The 19,848-nt window shown below is 41.1% G+C and carries 19 protein-coding genes; 4 read left to right on the forward strand and 15 right to left on the reverse strand.

What is annotated here, in order from left to right; translation table 11 throughout:
* Positions 1–11: 11 nt before the first annotated feature.
* Both I6J02_RS12010 and I6J02_RS12015 read left to right on the forward strand, forming a co-directional pair.
* On the forward strand, positions 12–3,206 hold the full coding sequence (locus tag I6J02_RS12010; RefSeq protein WP_236581832.1) for a SusC/RagA family TonB-linked outer membrane protein: 3,195 nt from the start codon (positions 12–14) through the stop codon (positions 3,204–3,206).
* A 12-nt stretch (positions 3,207–3,218) separates the two neighbouring features.
* Positions 3,219–4,568 carry a RagB/SusD family nutrient uptake outer membrane protein gene (locus I6J02_RS12015; RefSeq protein WP_002993280.1) on the forward strand — a complete coding sequence of 450 codons (1,350 nt, stop codon included), beginning with the start codon at positions 3,219–3,221 and terminating at the stop codon, positions 4,566–4,568.
* Positions 4,569–4,598: 30 nt separating this feature from the next.
* On the opposite strand, the gene I6J02_RS12020 is transcribed toward I6J02_RS12015, so the two are convergent.
* The 11 genes from I6J02_RS12020 to I6J02_RS12070 form a co-directional block, all read right to left on the reverse strand.
* A complete protein-coding gene (locus I6J02_RS12020; protein WP_002993282.1) occupies positions 4,599–4,913 on the reverse strand; it encodes a hypothetical protein in 315 nt (104 codons plus the stop codon).
* A gap of 134 nt (positions 4,914–5,047) precedes the next feature.
* Complete coding sequence (locus tag I6J02_RS12025; RefSeq protein ID WP_002993283.1) at positions 5,048–5,362, reverse strand: hypothetical protein; 315 nt, start codon at positions 5,360–5,362, stop codon at positions 5,048–5,050.
* Positions 5,363–5,366: 4 nt separating this feature from the next.
* Entirely contained in the window at positions 5,367–5,894 is a 528-nt protein-coding gene (locus tag I6J02_RS12030) for a MauE/DoxX family redox-associated membrane protein (RefSeq protein ID WP_002993285.1), read from the reverse strand.
* A gap of 144 nt (positions 5,895–6,038) precedes the next feature.
* Entirely contained in the window at positions 6,039–6,983 is a 945-nt protein-coding gene (locus I6J02_RS12035; protein ID WP_002993288.1) for an AraC family transcriptional regulator, read from the reverse strand.
* Positions 6,984–7,318: 335 nt separating this feature from the next.
* Complete coding sequence (locus tag I6J02_RS12040) at positions 7,319–8,212, reverse strand: ORF6N domain-containing protein (RefSeq protein WP_002993291.1); 894 nt, start codon at positions 8,210–8,212, stop codon at positions 7,319–7,321.
* Entirely contained in the window at positions 8,209–10,293 is a 2,085-nt protein-coding gene (locus I6J02_RS12045; protein WP_201678150.1) for a type IA DNA topoisomerase, read from the reverse strand. Before I6J02_RS12045 ends, I6J02_RS12040 begins: the two co-directional genes overlap by 4 nt.
* Before the next feature lie 2 nt (positions 10,294–10,295).
* Entirely contained in the window at positions 10,296–11,762 is a 1,467-nt protein-coding gene (locus I6J02_RS12050; RefSeq protein ID WP_099372377.1) for a DUF3945 domain-containing protein, read from the reverse strand.
* Positions 11,763–11,862: 100 nt separating this feature from the next.
* Positions 11,863–12,144 (reverse strand): helix-turn-helix domain-containing protein, encoded by a 282-nt coding sequence (locus I6J02_RS12055; protein WP_002993296.1) that lies wholly within the window; start codon positions 12,142–12,144, stop codon positions 11,863–11,865.
* Between the two features lie 262 nt (positions 12,145–12,406).
* A complete protein-coding gene (locus tag I6J02_RS12060; protein WP_002993297.1) occupies positions 12,407–13,252 on the reverse strand; it encodes an RteC domain-containing protein in 846 nt (281 codons plus the stop codon).
* A gap of 613 nt (positions 13,253–13,865) precedes the next feature.
* Positions 13,866–14,849 carry a transposase gene (locus I6J02_RS12065; protein WP_236581833.1) on the reverse strand — a complete coding sequence of 328 codons (984 nt, stop codon included), beginning with the start codon at positions 14,847–14,849 and terminating at the stop codon, positions 13,866–13,868.
* Positions 14,842–15,195 (reverse strand): transposase, encoded by a 354-nt coding sequence (locus tag I6J02_RS12070; RefSeq protein WP_201678151.1) that lies wholly within the window; start codon positions 15,193–15,195, stop codon positions 14,842–14,844. Before I6J02_RS12070 ends, I6J02_RS12065 begins: the two co-directional genes overlap by 8 nt.
* Before the next feature lie 587 nt (positions 15,196–15,782).
* Here I6J02_RS12070 and I6J02_RS21765 point away from each other — a divergent pair.
* Positions 15,783–16,058, forward strand: a complete 276-nt coding sequence (locus tag I6J02_RS21765) for an Arm DNA-binding domain-containing protein (protein WP_236581834.1) — start codon at positions 15,783–15,785, stop codon at positions 16,056–16,058.
* Complete coding sequence (locus tag I6J02_RS12075) at positions 16,055–17,014, forward strand: site-specific integrase (RefSeq protein ID WP_236581837.1); 960 nt, start codon at positions 16,055–16,057, stop codon at positions 17,012–17,014. Before I6J02_RS21765 ends, I6J02_RS12075 begins: the two co-directional genes overlap by 4 nt.
* A gap of 130 nt (positions 17,015–17,144) precedes the next feature.
* On the opposite strand, the gene I6J02_RS12080 is transcribed toward I6J02_RS12075, so the two are convergent.
* From I6J02_RS12080 to mobC, 4 genes are all read right to left on the reverse strand, one after another.
* On the reverse strand, positions 17,145–18,263 hold the full coding sequence (locus I6J02_RS12080; RefSeq protein ID WP_201678152.1) for a DUF932 domain-containing protein: 1,119 nt from the start codon (positions 18,261–18,263) through the stop codon (positions 17,145–17,147).
* Positions 18,264–18,574: 311 nt separating this feature from the next.
* Positions 18,575–18,805: a hypothetical protein gene (locus I6J02_RS12085; protein WP_201678153.1), complete on the reverse strand. Its 231-nt coding sequence runs from the start codon at positions 18,803–18,805 to the stop codon at positions 18,575–18,577.
* Complete coding sequence (locus I6J02_RS12090; protein WP_201678154.1) at positions 18,774–19,310, reverse strand: relaxase/mobilization nuclease domain-containing protein; 537 nt, start codon at positions 19,308–19,310, stop codon at positions 18,774–18,776. Before I6J02_RS12090 ends, I6J02_RS12085 begins: the two co-directional genes overlap by 32 nt.
* Positions 19,295–19,705 carry a plasmid mobilization relaxosome protein MobC gene (gene mobC, locus I6J02_RS12095; RefSeq protein ID WP_201678155.1) on the reverse strand — a complete coding sequence of 137 codons (411 nt, stop codon included), beginning with the start codon at positions 19,703–19,705 and terminating at the stop codon, positions 19,295–19,297. The genes I6J02_RS12090 and mobC overlap by 16 nt, the downstream gene beginning before the upstream one ends.
* Between the last annotated feature and the right edge of the window lie 143 nt (positions 19,706–19,848).

The raw sequence follows: 19,848 nt of genomic DNA on the forward strand, positions 1-19,848 counted from the left end.
CAAACTACTCAATGAAACGAACAATTACTTTTTTACTCATACTTTTTTCAGTTACCAATACCATTGCCCAAAACATATCCAACATTCGGGGTAAGGTAGTCAATAATGAAAATGGTCAGCCCGTAGCAGGTGCTACGGTCAAATTGTTGAACCGCAGTCAGAATAACACCGTACAAACTGATGAAGACGGAAATTTTGAATTTACAAATAAAGCATTCCCTTTAGCAGTTAGTGTTAGTTACATTGGATTAGCAGATACGACATTTGTCCTTTCTGCTGCTCCACAAAACCCATTGACGGTGCATCTAAATCCGGCAAGCAATACTTTAAGCGAAGTAGTGGTATCCACGGGTATTCAAAAAATACCCAAAGAAAGAGCCACAGGGTCATTTGACCATATCGACAACGAATTGTTTAATCGTCAAATCTCTACCGATGTATTGAGCAGGTTGGACGGTATTGCCAGTTCAGCAATGTTTGATAACAGACCCGGTGTAGGCAGTAACAATTTGAGCATACGAGGTCTAAGCACTATTTTTTCCAATACGAAACCATTAATCATACTGAATAATTTTCCCTACGAGGGCAATATAAATGATATTAACCCGAACGATGTGGAAGATATTACCATTCTAAAGGATGCAACCGCAGCCTCTATATGGGGCGTAAGAGCCGGAAACGGTGTAATCGTTATAACGACCAAGAAAGCCAAACGGAACCAGCCGCCTGCCATATCGTTTAACAGCAATATGACTCTTATTCAAAAGCCGGATATGATGCAACTGCCTTATATGTCTTCTGCGGATTATATAGGTGTCGAAAAAATGCTTTTTGACAATAACTTTTACGATGCCAATGAGCAGTTAGGCTACGTGCCATTATCCCCCGCAGTGGAATTAATGTATAAAAATAAACACGGGTTACTAACCGATGCCGCATTGCAACAAGGGCTGAACGAATTAGCGCAATACGATATACGTCGGGAATTGAATAAATACGTTTACAGGAAAGGGCTAAACCAGCAATATTCCCTAAACGTGAGTGGGCAGAGCGAAAATGTAAGCTATTATCTTTCTGGTGGCTATGATGACAATACCAGCACCACCGATGGAGGTTATAAACGGTATAATCTACGTTCTGACAATACGTTTCGACTTTCCAAAAAATTGAGTTTGGATGCCGCCTTGTTTTTTACCCATACCTTCACAAACGCAGGAAGACCTACCAATTTTTCTTCGTTACCTTATGCCCGTATTGCGGACGAAAATGGAAACGCTTTACCAATAGACCGATATTATCGGTCAAACTATATTCAGGAAACAAAACAAAATGGATTATTAGATTGGACGTATCGTCCATTGGACGAAATAAACCTCATCAACAATAAGCAGAAAACAAACAGCCTGATATTGAATACAGGGCTGAATTATGACATTGGCAAAGGGCTGATTGTAGAAATCAAATACCAATATGAAAACGCACAGGGAGCAGGAAAAGATATACGGAGCATGGCATCCTATTATACCCGTGATAGGATAAATACCTATACACAGGTTGGTACGGATGGAGCGTTATTCCGCCCAATACCTTTGGGCGATATCTTAAATGAATCAACAAACAGCTTCACGTCGCAATCTCTCCGTTTACAACTGAATTACTCCAAAACTTGGGATAAACACCAGCTAACAGGTCTTGCTGGAGCAGAGGCTCGTCAGGCAAACACCACTCTAACACAGTCTACACAATATGGTTATAATCCCCATATTTTGACGACTATCGCAGTTAATTACGATACTGATTATACTTTGTACAGTCCCACAGGTGGAATTGCAAAAATTCCAAATCCATATTTTACATCCGAAACTAACGATAGGTTTATATCCTTTTTTACCAATTGGGCTTATACGTTTGATAACCGCTATAATCTTAACATTAGTGCAAGACAAGATGGCTCAAATCTGTTTGGAGTAAGGAGCAATCAACGGTTTACCCCACTTTGGTCGGTTGGTGGTAGCTGGCATCTGACGAATGAACGGTTTATCAATATTACATGGCTTGACCTGTTGAAGCTAAGGACGACTTTCGGTTATAGCGGTAACCTCAATCGCAATGTTTCGGCTCTGCCCACAATGCGTTATTACAATGGTGGAAATTTAATAAATACGCCTTATGGTGTATTAGTTAATCCACCGAACGAAAATCTTCGTTGGGAAAAGAACGGGCAGTTCAATGTAGGGTTTGACTTTGCTGTTTTAAAACAACGTTTAAGCGGTACATTTGAATACTATCACAAGAAAAATACCGACCTTATTGGTTATATGCCTATCGACCAAACCACAGGTGCAATAGGTTCCTTAAGTAGCCGAGGGTTCACTTATCTTGGAAATTCGGCTTCCATGACCGGAAACGGAATAGATATACAATTGCATAGTGTCAATATCCGTAAAGCATTTGAATGGCGGACAGACTTGCTGTACAGTACCGTAAAAACTAAAATAACGGAATATCTTGCCGAGACAAGAGACCTCAATAATTATCTTAATAGCGGATTGGTTATTTCGCCCATCATTGGAAAACCCGCCTATTCTATTTTTGCATTTCGATGGGCTGGTCTTGACCCCGAAACAGGCGACCCTATGGGCTACCTTCATGGCGAAGTAAGCAAAGATTATGCAGCCATCCGCAACGAAACCACACCAGAAGAACTGATTTATTATGGCTCCGCCACTCCTACACATTTCGGTGCTTTAAGAAATACGTTCTCATGGAAAGGGTTAAGTCTTTCATTCAATATCAGCTATAAATTAGGGTTCTATTTCAGGAGAAACAGCGTGTACTATAACGCAATATTCAATGGCACAGGTTCGCATTCGGATTTTAGTCTAAGATGGCAAAAGCCGGGTGATGAAGTCACCACACAGATTCCGTCAATGGTCTATCCGAATAATAACAATCGGGATGGCTATTTTTATCCACGTGCCGAAGTGCTGATTTCAAAGGGAGACAATATACGCTTACAGGACATCAACCTTAGTTACCAAATTAAATCATTGGAAAACAAATGGAAACTGAAAAGATTGGAGGTATTGATGTACGCTACCAATTTAGGGACGATATGGAAAGCGGATAAACATAACGTCGACCCGGAATTTGGAGATTTATCACCACTAAGAACTTTTTCATTTGGTTTAAGAGCAGGCTTTTAAAATTTAGAAACTATGACACGATATATAATAATATTACTGATTACAATAATCACATTTTCAGGATGTGAAAAATATTTGGACGTTAAACCGGATAAATCGCTTGTCGTACCGACCACGGTTGCAGACCTTAGAGCATTATTGTATAACACATCGAGAATGAATAGCTGGTATCCCTCAATTCAGGATGGTGCTACGGATAATCAATTTGTACAAACAGAAAATTTGAATAGATTCACTTCATTAACAGCAAAAAACATCTATACATGGAATGATGATGTATTTAACGATGATGAAACCAACGAATGGTCGATGATGTATGCAGCAATCTACTCATGCAATTTGATTTTGGAGCAGTTGGAGAAAATTGAACCTGTTCCGGTAGAAAAAAACCAAATTGAGGGAGAGGCTTTGTTTTTCCGCTCCTTTGCATTTTACAATGTTGCCCAGCTTTGGGCAAAACCTTATGAGAAAAATACGGCACAAACAGACTTAGGTATTCCACTAAGGTTAAAATCTGATATTGGTGAGAAATCTATAAGGTCATCGGTTGAAGAAACTTATACTAAAATTACCAATGACTTGAACAGGGCTGTTATACTTTTATCCGTCAATAGCCCATATAAAACAACACCAACGAAGCAGGCTGTCTATGGACTGTTAGCCCGCATATACTTATCAATGGAAGACTATGATAAAGCACTATCTTACGCAGACACTTGTTTAAGCTATTCAGATGCTTTACTTGATTACAATACATTAACAATGGGGTCGGCAACCTCATTCCCGATACCTCGCTATAATGAAGAAATAATTTTTCATGCTAACGATTTTGGGCGTATGGTGATGAGCATTACCTATGGAAGAATTGATAGCAACCTATATAAGTCTTATGAATCGAACGATATTAGAAAAACAGCTTTCTTTAGAAACAGAGCGGGCTATTATTCCTTTAGGGGAAATTACGATGGCAATTCAGGAATGTGGTTTGCCGGAATTTCTACCAACGAAATCTATCTGATAAAAGCTGAATGTGAAGCAAGAGCAGGAAATATTACCACGGCTTTACAGACCGTAAACGAACTATTAAAAAATCGCTATAACAGTACATTTATTCCATTCAGTTCGGACAATGATGAAACTGTATTAAGGTTTATCTTGGATGAGCGAAGAAAGGAATTAATATGGCGGGGATTACGGTGGTCGGATTTAAGACGATTGAACAAGGACAGCCGTTTTTCAAAAACGATAACAAGAAATATTGACGGAAAGATTTATACATTAGAGCCAAACAGTCCAAAGTATGTCTTGCCCATACCCAATAGTGTGATACTTAACAACGGTATGCAACAAAACGAGCGGTAACAAGGTTCAGCATAATACCGCAAATAATTATTATTCTATCCTTGTATATATAGACGAAATAACTGTATTCATATCAGGGTGTTCAGTATCTCCAATGAGTGGTTTTGCCTTAATAGCACACAATATATCATTTCCCGTTATACACGGAGGTGCTGTACTACCATTTTCATTAACAAGTGCGAAATTTTCTGGGTTGGAGATGTTACCATCTCCCGTTTCATCTGTATAGGCAAACCATTTTTCTCCAGCAAGACTGGCGTTTTTCATTACCGAAAAGGACATTGTTACAGATGCAATGGTTACCGCTGCCAGTGCAAATAGGTTATTTTTTATTTTTTTCATCATTTTAAAATTTTGAGGTTGAAGAAATGGTCTTTTCCTTTGGATGATTAAATCTAATTAACGAAAGTATTCTCTAAATAGAGTGTGAACATGGGATAATCCTTGTTCACACTCTTTCAAATTATTTACTGAAAAAGCTATTGCAGCTTTCTTTCTCTGTCGTCAATAACAGTACCTAAATTGGGATGTTCTTCACCACCAATCATCACAGGTTGAGCCTTAACCGCACAGATTTCGTCACTTCCTTCAGAACACGTAGGCGGATTAGCGCCATCACTTGGCGTGAGTATATAATTTTCAGGATTGTTGGGATTTCCATCTCCGGTTTCATCAGTGTACTCAAACCATTTTTCTCCTGCAAAACTGGCGTTTTTCATCACGGTAAACGACATGGTTACAGCTGCAATGGCTATTGCTACTACAGCAAATAGGTTCATTTTTAATTTTTTCATCGCTTTAAAATTTTGATGTTAAAAAATACTTTTTTATATGTCTTTTGGCAGACGCGCCCTCGGTAGCTTCGCCTCCGGCGTTGCTACCTCGTAATTTATGCCATAAGTAAAGCCCCAAAATGCTTAGGGAAAGGAAAAAGAGATTAAAGAAAAAATGCTGTGTCCAGTTCATACCACTTATCACCGAACCACACCCGCATGGTAATTTTTCCCATGCACCCATAAGAGCCACAGCGATATATGCTGTAAAAGCGGTCATTAATACGGTAGATAGTATTAGACCTGCTTTGCGATACTTTTCCATTACCAATGCCAGCACTGTTATTAACTCCAATGCCGGGAGCGAGTATATTAGGATATATCCTATGCTATCTGAAAAAGGTTGGCGGAGAATGCCTCCTTTAAACGCTGTAAAGTCTGTTATTTTATCGATGCCTACGGGTATCCAAAGAAGCAGCAAAAGAATAATAACGACATTGAGTGTTATCCGTTTTCTTTTGATTTGGTTTTGATATGTAGCTGCTGTTTCCATTGTCTTTGTATCTTAATGATGGTTATCACCATCCTTTGATACAAAGTTCATCAAAGCCGTAAGCGTGTGAAAGACAAAATCGGTAAATATTGAGCAACTTTGTGTAAGAAATTTTCCGATTTTATCAATTTCGGGGAAATTCCGTTACCTGCGTTTCAGGTATTGCTCTAAAGCAGTACGAAATGGACGTTCATTGGTGTAGCCAACTTCCATATATACGTCTTTTATAGCTTTCCCTTGTTTTTCGATGAGGAACAAGGCGTGAGAAATGCGCAATTCGGTAATAAAATCCTGTACGCTTATGTGGTACTGGCGTTTGAAGATATTGAGCAAAGTACGTTCCGTAACGAAAAAGTATTCTGAAAGGAATTTTATGGTAAGCGCATTATCACAATAATGTTCCTGGATATAGGCTTTGATTTTATAAGCAAGGTCGGCTTTTTGGTCTTCTAACATTGTGTCGTAATGCTCCAGAAGGTAGCTGATATACTTGCGGAGATTGCCATCCAATGCCCCGATATTGGTCTGTGAATAACTGTATATTTTATACAGCCATCGGTGTATCTTCCTGTCCATCCTGCATTGGTACATGGTGTCGTAGGTGCGGTTATCGTGTTTAAAACGATGCAGGACGTTTTGGATATTAGGGTAGTTATGGTACATGCTTTCTATCCATTCAGGCAAAATACTTACCACGAGACAGATATGCATGCCTTTTTGGGCATAGGCGAAATACCTGCCCGAATCGTAATAGGACATGAGGAAGCTGTTAGGCTGCGTTTTTATAATCGGCTTACGGCTTTCAGTCATATACAACAATGTGCCTTTGAGCATAAAATAAAGGTACAGTTGCCGCTCTTGAATGTCGAAAGGAATATAAACAGGGTTGCTTACATTAAGCTGCACTAAATCTATAAAAAAAGGACTGTTTTTAATTTGCTGGCTCAATAGTTCATAATACGGCAGCGTAAAGCCCTGCCTTTGGACAGCGAAAGGTAATGGGTATTTGCTCCACTCCGGGAGGTCGTTGGGATTGGCTATCCACCTTTTAAATTCGCTTTCTATTTTTAGGATATAAGGTATTTCCATAGGCGGTAATTTATTCTCCTATCGGATGCCTTAATAAATTCCGCCCTCTTACTTCAATTCCACTTTTACGGTAAGGGGTTCCTGTAATCAAACGGATGGAATTTGATATAGGCTATACAAATCTGAACCATTCAAATGAATAAAAAACCCAAGTTGGGTAGAACTTGGGTAAAATTTTTTTTCAAACAATTGAAGCAAGTGGGAAAGAAAGTGTACCGGGGCGTGCCACCGTCTGCATTTAACCACCGCACAGAGGACGACCCAAAAATGCAACCGGGTCGGGCTATCCGCTATATCTTTTGCGGATCTTAAAGGACCACAAAAGGATGTCGCTGCTATCCCTCACGCAATATGCCATTTAGTAAACTAATCATCTTACTTGCCTCTGCGCTCATTTTGGAAAAGGCAAACCATTTCCTACCCAAATCCTTTAGTGATGCGCCGATGTGGTATAGTTCCGTACCGTCAATAATGAGGAAACGGTCATGGGCATGGGCAAATGCGTGTACATTGATAGCCGGATATTGACTGTTGTAGCGTTGTAAATCGAGTTGTAATTGATTACTGATATTTTTGGTGTAAATAGTGGCAGATACGGATTGCCCACGCTTTCCGAGTAGCGTTAGCACCGTATCATCCACATAGTTGTCTATAAGGATAATTGACCTTTGTGCGCTCCGTATAATATCGGCGACAAAGGTATAGGCATCAAATATCTGCCCGTCATAGAAAATACCTTTATCACTGTGCAGCTTCCCGCTTTCCAAAGCCTTAAAGATTTCCTCAAATTTGCCGTCCGCTTCAATCTGTTTGAGTTCGATTTTATCCATCCGGGAGAACAATGCGGCATTTCCGATTAACAATCTGCGCATTTCCACAAAGGCATTCATAATCTCGATGCTGACCTTTACAGCTATCTCGCTGCGCAAAACGGCGGACAGCATGGCGACCCCTTGCTCGCCAAAAACATAGGGCAGGTAACGCCTGCCGCCGTAATTTAAACTTGAGGTTCCAATTTGGAACCTCAAGTTTTCAGCTTCTTCTTCTGTTAATTGAAAGCAGAATGATTGGGGAAACCGCTCTATGTTTCTTTTTACGGCTTTGTTAAGGTTTTTTGTTTCGACCTGGTACAACTTGGCAAGGTCGCTGTCCAACATAACCTGTTTGCCCCGTATTGTGTAGATAAGGTTTTCTATTTCCTTTCGGCTTATGATTGCGTTGCTGTTCATCTCTTTTTATATGTGCTGTTGTCAAATTCAAACGATGTTTCATAGGTATCTTTCAGTACGATACGGGCATCAAACTTTTTGCCTGCTTTGCTTTTCATCCCTTTGATAAGGCTGGTCGTTCCTTTGTTTACGAGGTTCTCCACTTCGTTAAGGCTCAACCGTACCCCGCAGATATTGCGGAACAAAAGCCAGTTGCACGCTTCATCGGGACATTTGACCACCTTATCCCTGATGAGCAGTTTATGGGCTTTGCACTTTTGGCAGGTCAGTTCGTGCTGCTTTTCGCCCGCAATGCTGATGCTCAACAGTTCCTGCGTAACGGCCGAGGCGTAGGCTTCCATGGATTGGTGAAAATCCATAGCATCTGCCTCGTTGTTTTCAATCTTCTGCAAAGCCATTTCCCATTCGGCGGTCATAGCTACATCGGCAATTCTTTTGTCCTTTACAGCATCATAAACCTGCAATCCTTTTTCGGTAGGAACAAGGGATTTCTTTTCACGCTTGATATAATCCCGCTTAAAAAGCGTTTCGATTATTGCCGCTCTTGTAGCGGGTGTTCCAATGCCAATGCCTTGCAAGGCTTTACGCTCATCTTCATTCGCTATTTCCTTTCCGGCATTTTCCATTGCCGACAATAGTCCGGCTTCGGTAAACAGCACAGGTGGTTTTGTTTTCTTTTCCAAACAGGAGGCTTCTTTGATTTTCAATTCACCGCCTTTTTTCAGTTCGGGCAAATCCTGTATCGGTTCGGTATCTTCGTCCGAAAATGTTCCTTTGATCGAACGCCAGCCCGCTTCCAAAACTTTACAGCCTTTTAGCATAAAATCGTAGTGTGATACTTCCAATGCTATATCCGTTATTTCTTTAATGCAAGGCTGAGAGATAGCTTCGAGCAGTCGAAAGGCAATCATATCATAAACCTTTGTTTCGTCGGCATTGAGTGCAGACGGCACTTTGTCCGTGATGAGTATTCCGTGGTGGTCTGTTACACGCAGGTCATTCACGACACGTTTATTGAAGCGACCCCATTTTAATTTAGAAATAGCTTGCTTAAAGTTATCATTGTCCTGTAACGCTCTTACAAGATTAGGTATCTCACTCCACATATCTTCGGGTATATATTTGCTTCCGGTACGTGGATAGGTAATAAATTTCTTTTCATAAAGGTTCTGGGCAATATTGAGTGTTTGCTCTGCCGACAGGTTCAGCTTTTTATTGGCTGCTTTTTGCAAGCCTGTGAGATCAAAAAGCAAGGGGGGTTGCTCCGTGGTGTTTTTGTTTTCCACAGATATGACCGTTGCGGTTCCGTGTCTTTGGACCAGTCGTAATGTATCTTCCGCAAGCTTTTGTTCGTTCCATTTGGTTTTTGAGATACTCTTAAAATCAATATCCTCTTTGCGGTGCAATAGCTGAATTTGCCAATACTTTTTAATAGCGAAATTTTTATTTTCCAGATAGCGTTTACAAATCAAAGCCAATGTAGGTGTTTGCACCCTGCCCAGCGAATAAATGCCGTTGCCAGCGGCTATACTCAATGCCTGTGTCGCATTGATGCCGATCAGCCAATCGGCACGGCTTCTGCCTTGTGCAGCCTGAAATAAGCCGTCAAATTCTTTACCGTCTTTCAGGCTGTCAAACCCTTGCTTGATTGCTTTTTCAGTAAGCGAGCTTATCCAAAGCCGCTGAAAGGGCTTACGGCATTTCAGATATTCATAAATGTACCGAAAGATAAGTTCACCCTCACGACCTGCATCGGTAGCTACGATAATACTGTTGCTTTTATGGAATAGCTCCTTGATGACTTTCAGTTGCTTTAATGCTCCAGTATCGACTGTATAACCTTTGTCTTTTTTGACCTTACGAACAGTCAAAATAAACGGATTCGGGAGTATCGGCAAGGAAGCCTTGTCAAATCCCGAAATCCCATAATCTTCGGGCATTCCCAAACCGATAAGGTGTCCGAATGCCCACGTAACGAAATAGCCATTGCCCGTTAGATAACCGTCCTTTTTTTCGGAAACACCCAACAAGCTGGCTATTTCCCTTGCTACGCTTGGTTTTTCTGCGATAATTGTTTTCATACCTAACTCACTTTCCTACCCTTTGATTTTGCAGGTGCTTTGGGTTTGTTCTGTTGCTCCTGTTGCTTTTCGTTTTTCGGTCTTTGCTGCCCTTTCTGTAGAGGCTCTTTGATATTCTTGGTCGCTTCGTTGGTCTTGCCCTCGGAATTGACGGCAATCTGCGTTTTATGGGCTTCTGTAGGTTTTATCCGTTCCTTGTATTGGTTGGGAAACTCAAAGTTGGTTTTTCCTGTTTCCTTGTTGAATGTGATATAGCCGTTATAAGTTTGCCCTTTCTTATCGACCAAATTCGGAATGTAAACTGTTTGACCGTCTTTGAACTTGTTGTATTGGTCATCCTCCAGTTCCTTTCCCCTAAAGGTTTTCGGGGCTTCCTGCGACCTGCTTTGCTGATTGTCCTGTTGGCTGTTTTGGGTTTGCCTGTTATTGTTGCTTCGGTCAAACAGAAATTCCACATACCGTTTATCCGCATTGAACTGTACGTTTGCATCAAAGGGAGTACCTTTTGTAGAAATCATTCCCTCAATGAACAGGGGTTTGCCCTCCACTAAGGTTTGTTTTTGTTCGTCATTTAGTTTTATACCTTTAACCTCATCGGGGATTTTGATGAAATCTGTTTTCAAAGCAATCAGCTCATTGGTAAGCCGGTCCACACTAATGATGGACGGCATCAATTCGCCTGTTTTGGAGTTTATCAGATCGACCACACGCCCCATATTGCCTGTTTGACGTAAGTTCTGTTTGTCCTCGTCTGAGAACTTGTGTCCGAAAAACTCAAAGTTTAAGTTGGGTTCACGCCTGATACCGTGTACCGCTGCCACAACGTCCCCCTCCGGGGTGGACTGTAAAGACAAGCGGGCATCTGTACGGACGACCGCACCGCCAAGATTAACGCTTATAGGTACAAGCTCATTGGTCTTGTAACCCCTCAATAGTGGGTCAAGGAGGTTCTTTTTCTCAAGGTATTCCTTGCTTAATCCGAGATTGTTCATTGTTTCCCAATCAATCTGTTCCGGCTGGAAGCGGTACTCGCTTGTTTCCGGGGTTGTCTCTGTTTTTGTCATATCATTTTTATTTTCTTGTTTTTGCTCTTGTTCGGGTTCATTTTTCACTTCATGCTTTTCCATTTTCTTTTTGCCTTCGGCAGTTGGATTGTTTATCTGATTCTGAAATTCTTTTGCTTTCTCTACGGCTTCGTCAGCCGAAACTTTGAAAAGAGCAAATTTGGTAGGGTCTTTTAACTGCCTCCAAAAATTGGAAAGGAAATTGGTCACGAAATCACCGTGTTTATCCACCCGCATGAACTCGCTTTGGTTCTTCTTCGTAGGGTCAACCGTTTCCATTTTTCCGCTTTTGTCAATACTTTTTACAGCTTGGATTTTCATTTTTTCTTTATCCAGCACTAAAAGTATATCCGATAACTGTTCGGAAGCAACCTGTTGGTTTTCTGTTTCTTTTTCTTCACTCATAATCTGAAAAGTTTAAAGTTTTATTGCCGAAAGTAAATGAAGCAGTTACTGCATCGCCCGAAGTGGCAGTCAAAGGCAGTATTTGGCACGCATTGGCGTTTTACTTGTTAAAACTCTCCCTGATAAACTGGTGCACATCGGATAGCTTGTAATACAGTTTTCCGCTAATGGTATAGTAAGGTAGTTTACCTATGGAGCGGTAGCGTTGCAGGGAACGGTTACTGATTTTCAACATTTGCAGCAGGTCCTGGTTATCGAGCAGTTCTTCTCCGTCTATGCTATTGCGTTTCTTTTTTAAATCGTCAATATTGTCGCCCAACATATCAAACCTGTCCATGATGCGTTCCATCCACGCTATAAATTCCATTCTGTCAATATTCATAGTCGATAAGTTTTAATGTTCACCATGCAAAATTGGGAAGCGTGGCAGTGTTTATCAGCCAAGCCCTGCCAATTGGTTTGGCTGTTTTTTGAAAATTTTTGCAATTGGGAGAAACCCTTGTTTGGTAGGGCTTAAAAAGAATTTCGAGTATTTAGGAGATGGTTTATACCATCATTTGCCAATTGACATACATTGGCTTATGGTATAAACAAAAAAGCAGTACACAACAATGCACTGCCCTGAACAAAAGACCTGCATTGGGTTAAAGGTCTTTATCCATATATTCTTCCAATGAAGTTTTAAGCTGGTCCAAGAATGCCGTTCGGGAACCGCTTCGGGTTTTCATTCTGTGGAATGCGTGGTGCAGGTCACCGAGCGTAATGCCAAAAAGTATCTGGAACATCAAACTGATTTTTCGGACACCGGTTTTACCGTGCGAAACTGCTGCCGAAGCATACAGGGCATATATCAATTCGACAAGTGCGTTTTTGCTTTCTGTCCAAAAAATATCTTTGGCGTTTTCCGGCTTTTGTAAAATAGCATCGGGATTTTCATCTGGATTGATTTTCGTCAGCAGATAGGTATAAAGCAATTCGTTGGCGATAATCCTTGCGGTCTTGTAATCGTAGAAAGTAGAAAATTCGGGATCAATTTCAAAGACGATACTGTTCAGACCGTCGTGGTAATTTATGTTGCCTCTTTTGAAATAGGTGTCGTCACGGTCCGTACGCCCCGAACGATAGTACCTATAAAAATCTGAATTGCAGATATGCTCAATGTACTCTCTTTTAAGATTGGCTAATTGAGTCGAAAAGTAACTGTAATACATTTTGCCGTTGCTGACCGGACAGGTCGTTTCAATCCGGTAAATTTTATTGTAGTAGATGAGTTTTCCAAGTATTTGGGGTTTGATGGTTCGGAAGAATTTTATTTCTTCCCCATCATTTTGAAAGCCCTTTTTAGCAATATATTTCTTGACCTCAAATAACAGGTCTTGTAGATACAAGGTCATTTCATAAGCCTCATCAATCAACCTTTTGCTCTGTGATAAAATCTTATCTTCCTTATTATGTATCTCTAAAATAATGGTGTGTAAAGAATGCTGCATAGCCCATAATTTTTGTGATCAATAGCGAATTTCAAATTCAGTTTATCCCTAATTAATACACAAACATCATTATATTAAGTGATACCTTTACCCAAGTTCACCCCACCTGTGGGAAGATTTTTGTCATAAATCTCACCCAACTGTGGAGATTATTTTATAAATATTCAGTATGAAATGACTTTGAAAAGCCCCTTTAGTAAACGCAAATTTAACGGATATAAAGAGACTTTAAGTCTGATTGCTTTATTATATAACTTTGAACCTTGTTAATCTTTTTATTTGAAAAAATGAGCCAGAAAAATCGCTTTAGTGATTTTGAGGTTTAAATCAAAAATCACCAAATTGTATTGCTCAATCAAATTAAATGATTAAATTTGCAACATCGAATCACAAATTATATGTGAGTTAAACGGTGAGTAGTTCTTTTTAAAGAAAGTCAACATATTGACATATAGATATTTGAGTGTGCGCAGATTCGTCCTGCCACCCCGACAATAAAATCGAAGCTCTCCGTTTAACGGAGAGCTTTTTTTGTTTTCAGAATTTGTCAAGCTTGCTTTGGACGGATTTGAAAACAAAAAACGGATCATACTGAATTGTTGGGGGCTTGTCGTTAAGCATACAATTTCATTACGCGATATAGAAAGAATTGCGTATCTCTTACACCCCGAAAAATACTTCTGAATGCTTTGAGTTTAGCATTGAAGGACTCCGCCGAAGCATTGGTACTTCTGTTATCAAAGTAATGTAGGATATAGGGATGATGGGCAGCGATAGATCTGGCCACACTTTCAAAAGATGATATTCCTGAGACTTCTACCTGGTTGTGCCATAGTCCTAATTTGGTAAAAGCAACTTTCTTATCCCTGCATTTATTGAAGATCTCTCCAAGTGCCATTCCCAGATCATACGCCTTTTTCAGCAGAGGAAATCGTACAAATAAGAGCTCTGCACGGTGTTTTTGACTTTCCGTCCATTTGACAGGATGCTTGAATAGCAGATATCTTGACCTTGCCAGCAGCTGTTTGAGGGTGTCACCATTGGATAATATTTCAGGATCGTAAGGAATACAGCTTTTACGTGACCAGGCAATCTTCTTACTCTCTTCATCCAACACTTCCCAACGGTATCGGATACGCAGTTCCTGAACAGCATCGTAAGCAAGTTTCTGTACATGAAACCGATCGATAACCCTTCTGGCATTCCTGAAACATCTGCGGATAGCCTTTGCCATATTGGGAGCCATATCCATCGTTACTTCCCTGACTTTGTTTCTTAGTCTAAGCGGGATACGCTCTAATGCAGCTATAATATCTTCTGCCTTTGTCCCTCTAATGGTGGCCAGTAAAGTCCCCTTTCTTTCTTTTGAGGCTTTACTGCTTACGATTGTGTAAAGTTCCCCATTACTGAAACTGGTCTCATCGATACTGAGCTGTTCAGATATGTTTTCAGGAAATACAATCCAGGACTCAGCATGATGTTTTTGATCCCAATCATGGAAGTCACTAAGGTGGTTCTTATACTGGTCCTGAAGTTGTTTGCCATCCAACTGGAACAGAAGCCCCAAAAGATGAGCACTGATAGGATAGTTATCCAAATATTCCCTTTAAAAAAAGCCCGAATTCCGTAGTCATTCGAGCCCCTTCACGTACAAGAGTCCAATCTCTGGTAATGATTTTATGGGTAGCTAAAACTGTCCAACGTCTGCGCTTAATATGAAGGGTAACTTTCTGTCCACGAATGGGGAAGTCTTTGATCTGGGTAACAGGCATAAAGCCCTTGGATTCCAATTTACTATTTTCATAACCTGAAGGAGCTATATTTTTTTCATCCAGATGGATATGGAGTTCTTTTTCCAACTGGACAACTTCCATAATATCAAAATAATCTAACAGTCCTTCGGGCATTAATAAAGCCAATAATCTACGTTCAGCGTCTTGCAATGAGATATTTTTTAAAAATGCTAAACTAAGAATTTATTTAAGATCCCCCCAAACATTCTGCTTGATCCCAAAAAACTAAGACACATTGTGTCTTCTTCGATTTTATTGATCCCACCCTATACAGGATCACCGAGCGGAGGGAGGTTATCCTGCCACCCCGACTGAAAAGCTCTGACGAAAGTCAGGGCTTTTTTTGTTTTCGGCTGGATGATAACCGTTGGTTTGATCCGCAGGAGGCTCAGGGATTGTGTTTGGGGCGAGAGGGATGAGCCAATCCTGCCACCCCGACAGCTTGACTAGCTAAAAGTCGTGAAAACCCCTTTAATTGTATGATTGAAGGGGTTTTTTATTTTCCCTCAAAGATTATTTGATACCAATTTATCCATCCATTTCCGATATAAATGCGTCCTATTCGGTGTCATTTTTCTATCCCTAAATTAGGGCACGAAAAACAATTCAATATATTGATATACAGTATGTTTTGTTGATTAATTAACCTCATTTGGAACGCTTTGGCGTGCCCCTTTTCCAAGAGGGCACAACTTTTTGAGCCATATGGGAATTTATCCAACTAAAATGAATGGGAAATGAAAAAAGCAGTAGACACATTTGGGATAACGTTCTATCTCCGCAGGTACAAGGCCAATCAGGATGGTGCCGTGCCGATCTATCTTCGTATAACGGTAAATGGAAAAAGGGTGGATATATCCGTAAAACGAACTATAGAGGAAAAGAACTGGAACTCCAAAAAGGGATTGGCAAAGGGAAGCCGGGAGGAAATCGTAAAACTGAACAACCATTTGGAAAAACTGAGGTCCTCAATCGTAGAATGTTATCAGGAACTCCATATACAAAAAAAATGATAACGGCCGAAATACTAAAGGATATGGCTATGAGCTCCGATAGGAAGGAATTTACGTTATGCAGCTTAATGCAGTACCACAATACCACACAGGTAAATATACTTGCCAGCGGAACCTTGAAGAACTACCATACCAGCGAAAGGTATGTCAAGAAGTTCCTCAAAGCGGAATACGGTGCAACCGACAAATACCTGAGCCAGCTTATCTATGGCTTCATCGTCCGTTTTGAACATTTTTTAAGGGAACATAAACCAATCGACCACCACAGGCCGCTGAACAACAACGGCATTATGAAGCATATAGAACGGTTCAGAAAGATGGTTTCTATGGCCGTAACGATGGAATGGCTGGAAAAAGACCCGTTTGTTAAATACAAGCAGAAATTTGACAAAGTGGAGCGTTATTGCCTCACTATTGATGAGCTTAAAAGAATAGAGGACAAAACACTTTCGCTAGAACGTCTCGGGCAGGTAAGGGATCTTTTTGTGTTCAGTTGTTATACTGGACTTTCCTATATCGATGTAATGGGACTTACTCCATATATGATAACCAAAGGCATGGATGGCAGACAGTGGATTTTTACCAATAGGCAGAAAACAGCTACAACTGTCCGTATCCCATTGTTGGAAAAGCCAAAAAACACCATAGAAAAGTACCGGTCAAATCCGAAGGTGAAAGCTGAAGGTGGTGTATTGCCGAGATTGACCAATGAACGTTTGAACGGCTACCTAAAAGAAATTGCAGAGCTGTGCAATATTACAAAACCTCTTACCTTCCATATCGCAAGGCATACCTTTGCCACTACAATAACAATGAACAACGGTGTACCAATGGAAAGTGTGAGCAAGATGCTGGGGCATACCAAATTGAGTACCACCCAAGTATATGCAAAGGTCATCGAGAAAAAACTGAGTGAGGATATGTATATGCTCAGCGAAAAATTGTCAGTAATTTGATTTTCGGCAAGTAAAATTGGAATAAGCGATTTTTGCGCACTTAAAGCTCATAGACCGCATTTTATGCCCGCAAGGGCCGCCCGATATTTTTTCAATATCATGTAGCCCTTGCCAACTTTAGAAATTAGCGTTAATTCAACGCTTTTACGCCAATCCTAGCAAAATCATTGCACAAATCAAATGTTGCCTGTGCCTTTCCCAATGCGTTGCCCGACATGATAGAATTAAATTTTGCTTCATCGGTCTTGTAATTTTTCACGTTCTGAAAATAGCCCGTAACGCTGTTGTATGCACCAAACAAAGTTCCCTTTGTGGTATCCATCTGTTGGCTTGGGCTTGTTCCCGAATACTCCAAAACCTTATCAATTACATTGCTGAACAGACTTGAAAATTCATCGGGTCTGCCTTTCTGTAGGTTTTCCAATGTTTCCCTGTTCGGTGCCATTGCCATCTGTACCAATTTCTTAACCTGCTTGTCGGTAATCTTCACCTTTGCCCACTGGTTAAAAATCTGCTCCATTTCTCCGCCCAATTGGTTGGTAATCCCCAATAGTTGGTGCGCCTGCTTCAACCGTTCGTGTGCGCTTGCGGTATGGCGTATCTTTATCGCTACTTTTTGGCTTCGCAAAGCGGCATTCAATGTATTTTGGCAACAAATTCGGATAGGCGTAAAGGATGCGGTTATACTGCCAAAACCATCGTGCGAAGTGGTCAAAAACAAATATTGCTCAATTACATCGTTTCTTCCCACCTTGATAAATTCGGGCAATTTTGAAGTTATAAAAATCCGCTCTCCCTTTCCTAATGCCCCTGCGGTCTCGTAAAAAACACCATCTCCACCGCCAACGATGCTATCGAAAAATGAAAAGGCATCAACATTTTGTACCACCTCGTAATCCCTGCCCACTACGCCCAAAACCTGCTCGGTATCGGTGCGGAAGGTGGCGAAATAATCGGGAACGGCGATTTCGGGAATCAACAGTTCCGTATCGGGGTCGCCATAATGGTTTTCGTTATCGTAGGTAAACAATTGCCGTTTCTCGACGGTGTAATCAAGCCCAGCGTATTTTATCGCTTCCGCGCTTGTGGGATAATCCTCTATGATTGTGTCCAGAGAATGCCAAGCCTTTTCCTTTACACTAAAAAAACTGTGCTTTTCGGTCTTGCCGTTATAATTTATGTTGTGTGCCCTGATTGATATTTTTAACGTTCCTAACCCTTGATAATAAAATTTCCGTTTCCAGTACATTGATGTTTGCCGTATCGCTAAGGGTCAGTTTCGATTGGGTCTCTATCTCGTGTACAATATCTGATAGCTGTTTATGGTCTGCGTGGACTGCCACACGTACCATGATAAAAATCGTTTCGTATTTCATCGTTTTTGGATATGTTGTTTCTTGAACTTGTCCAATTGTTGGTAAAAGACTTTCGGGTTGTCCTCCTCGAATTCTATCCCATAGCTTGGCCAGTACAATTGGTCTAGGAACTCTATAAATGCTTCTAACATCATATTAAGTTTAATTGGAAAATTGAGTGCCCCCAACTTGGGGCGGTCGTTAACTATCTGATTGGGAAATGGATATCCCCCTCGATTTCGGCAAGCTTATCAATACATAGTTTATTGACCATTGTCGCTACCGCATTGATAATGAAAGGGTTATTGGTCGTAAATTCCCTGCCCTTGTCATCCTCAATGGTCAGTTCGTAACGTTGATAGTGGTTGCTCTCGGTCTCGTCCGCATCATCTTTTTGGTTTACCTCAAATTCTTCCAATGTGTTGATGGTCTCCAATAATTTTCCCCTTTGGTAAGGCTTCACTTTTCTGGCGTCCTTCGGCCTTGATGAGATTGTATTCGATCTCCAGTTCCTTTCTTGCAGTTTCCGATGCCGTTCTACCGATACCGTGGATGTCCATGCGTTCGCCCTGGGCATTGATATTTGTGGTAACGATGTGCAGGTGCGGGTGGCTGGCATCCTGATGCTGGTAAACAAGGTATGGTTGTTCCCCGAAACCGATCCTATCCATATAACTGGCGGCTAGCTGTTGGAAAGTGACAAGGTCTAGCTTGTCATCCCTGTCGAAGTTCAATATGATATGGATAGCGTTGGTCTTGACGTTGGGCTTAAGGAATGTGAGATGTTCAAAACGGGCAAGCTTGGCATCAAAATCCAATCTGTTCAGTTCCGTACCGAAGCGGCTGGCCATGATGAGGTTGGCTTCGTTACCTGTGACCTTATTCTCGTTATAGAGCAAAAGCCCCCTAATGCTTTGTCCGCTGATTATCCTTGTAACCATTTTTCCGTGAGTTGGGAAATGAGTGTCAGTAGACGTTCCACCTTTATATCAACCTTTTTGTAGAGCTCAGCTATTTGCATCACGTAATTTTGCCTGCTGTTTTCCTTAGTCTTTTCTTGGTTGAATGTCCTTGTGATCTGGTTGATGTTGATGCCGATGGCCTTGAGTTCCTTGCGGATGCTGGAGAGTTCTTCCATCGGGGCATTCATTGTAATGTCCCTATAGGTGCAGTTGATCTTTTCCCTTGTGATAAGCTTTCGGGCTAGTTCGCCCATGCTCTGGCAGGTGCTTTGGGCAAGCAGGTTTTCCAAACGCTCGTAGGTCTCTTTGTTGACCCTTGTCCTGATGGGATGGGTAAAATGTCTCCGTTGCTTTTCGCTAGTTCTGCCGCTCATATCGGTACATATCAGAAGTTCAGGCAGGCACGAGTTCCGAGTGCCTGCTCCGACCACAAGGGCGGCAAGATGTTTTTGTCCTGTGGACAAAAATACATCTTGCCAAACACTCGGGTGTTTGCACTTGGCCCATGGAACAGTGC

It is taken from the genome of Sphingobacterium spiritivorum, from assembly GCF_016725325.1.
In the GTDB taxonomy this organism is placed as follows: Bacteria; Bacteroidota; Bacteroidia; order Sphingobacteriales; family Sphingobacteriaceae; genus Sphingobacterium.

Bases quoted from the DNA above. Each gene is read 5' to 3' on its own strand.
- I6J02_RS12080 (WP_201678152.1), bottom strand. From the start codon at position 18,263: ATGTACTGGAAACGGAAATTTTATTATCAAGGGTTAGGAACGTTAAAA.
- I6J02_RS12040 (WP_002993291.1), bottom strand. From the start codon at position 8,212: ATGAACAGCAACGCAATCATAAGCCGAAAGGAAATAGAAAACCTTATC.
- I6J02_RS12015 (WP_002993280.1), top strand. From the start codon at position 3,219: ATGACACGATATATAATAATATTACTGATTACAATAATCACATTTTCA.
- I6J02_RS12045 (WP_201678150.1), bottom strand. From the start codon at position 10,293: ATGAAAACAATTATCGCAGAAAAACCAAGCGTAGCAAGGGAAATAGCC.
- I6J02_RS12025 (WP_002993283.1), bottom strand. From the start codon at position 5,362: ATGAAAAAATTAAAAATGAACCTATTTGCTGTAGTAGCAATAGCCATT.
- I6J02_RS12020 (WP_002993282.1), bottom strand. From the start codon at position 4,913: ATGATGAAAAAAATAAAAAATAACCTATTTGCACTGGCAGCGGTAACC.
- I6J02_RS12050 (WP_099372377.1), bottom strand. From the start codon at position 11,762: ATGAGTGAAGAAAAAGAAACAGAAAACCAACAGGTTGCTTCCGAACAG.
- I6J02_RS12090 (WP_201678154.1), bottom strand. From the start codon at position 19,310: ATGGTTACAAGGATAATCAGCGGACAAAGCATTAGGGGGCTTTTGCTC.
- I6J02_RS12035 (WP_002993288.1), bottom strand. From the start codon at position 6,983: ATGGAAATACCTTATATCCTAAAAATAGAAAGCGAATTTAAAAGGTGG.
- I6J02_RS21765 (WP_236581834.1), top strand. From the start codon at position 15,783: ATGAAAAAAGCAGTAGACACATTTGGGATAACGTTCTATCTCCGCAGG.
- I6J02_RS12010 (WP_236581832.1), top strand. From the start codon at position 12: ATGAAACGAACAATTACTTTTTTACTCATACTTTTTTCAGTTACCAAT.
- I6J02_RS12055 (WP_002993296.1), bottom strand. From the start codon at position 12,144: ATGAATATTGACAGAATGGAATTTATAGCGTGGATGGAACGCATCATG.
- I6J02_RS12075 (WP_236581837.1), top strand. From the start codon at position 16,055: ATGATAACGGCCGAAATACTAAAGGATATGGCTATGAGCTCCGATAGG.
- I6J02_RS12060 (WP_002993297.1), bottom strand. From the start codon at position 13,252: ATGCAGCATTCTTTACACACCATTATTTTAGAGATACATAATAAGGAA.
- I6J02_RS12030 (WP_002993285.1), bottom strand. From the start codon at position 5,894: ATGGAAACAGCAGCTACATATCAAAACCAAATCAAAAGAAAACGGATA.
- mobC (WP_201678155.1), bottom strand. From the start codon at position 19,705: ATGAGCGGCAGAACTAGCGAAAAGCAACGGAGACATTTTACCCATCCC.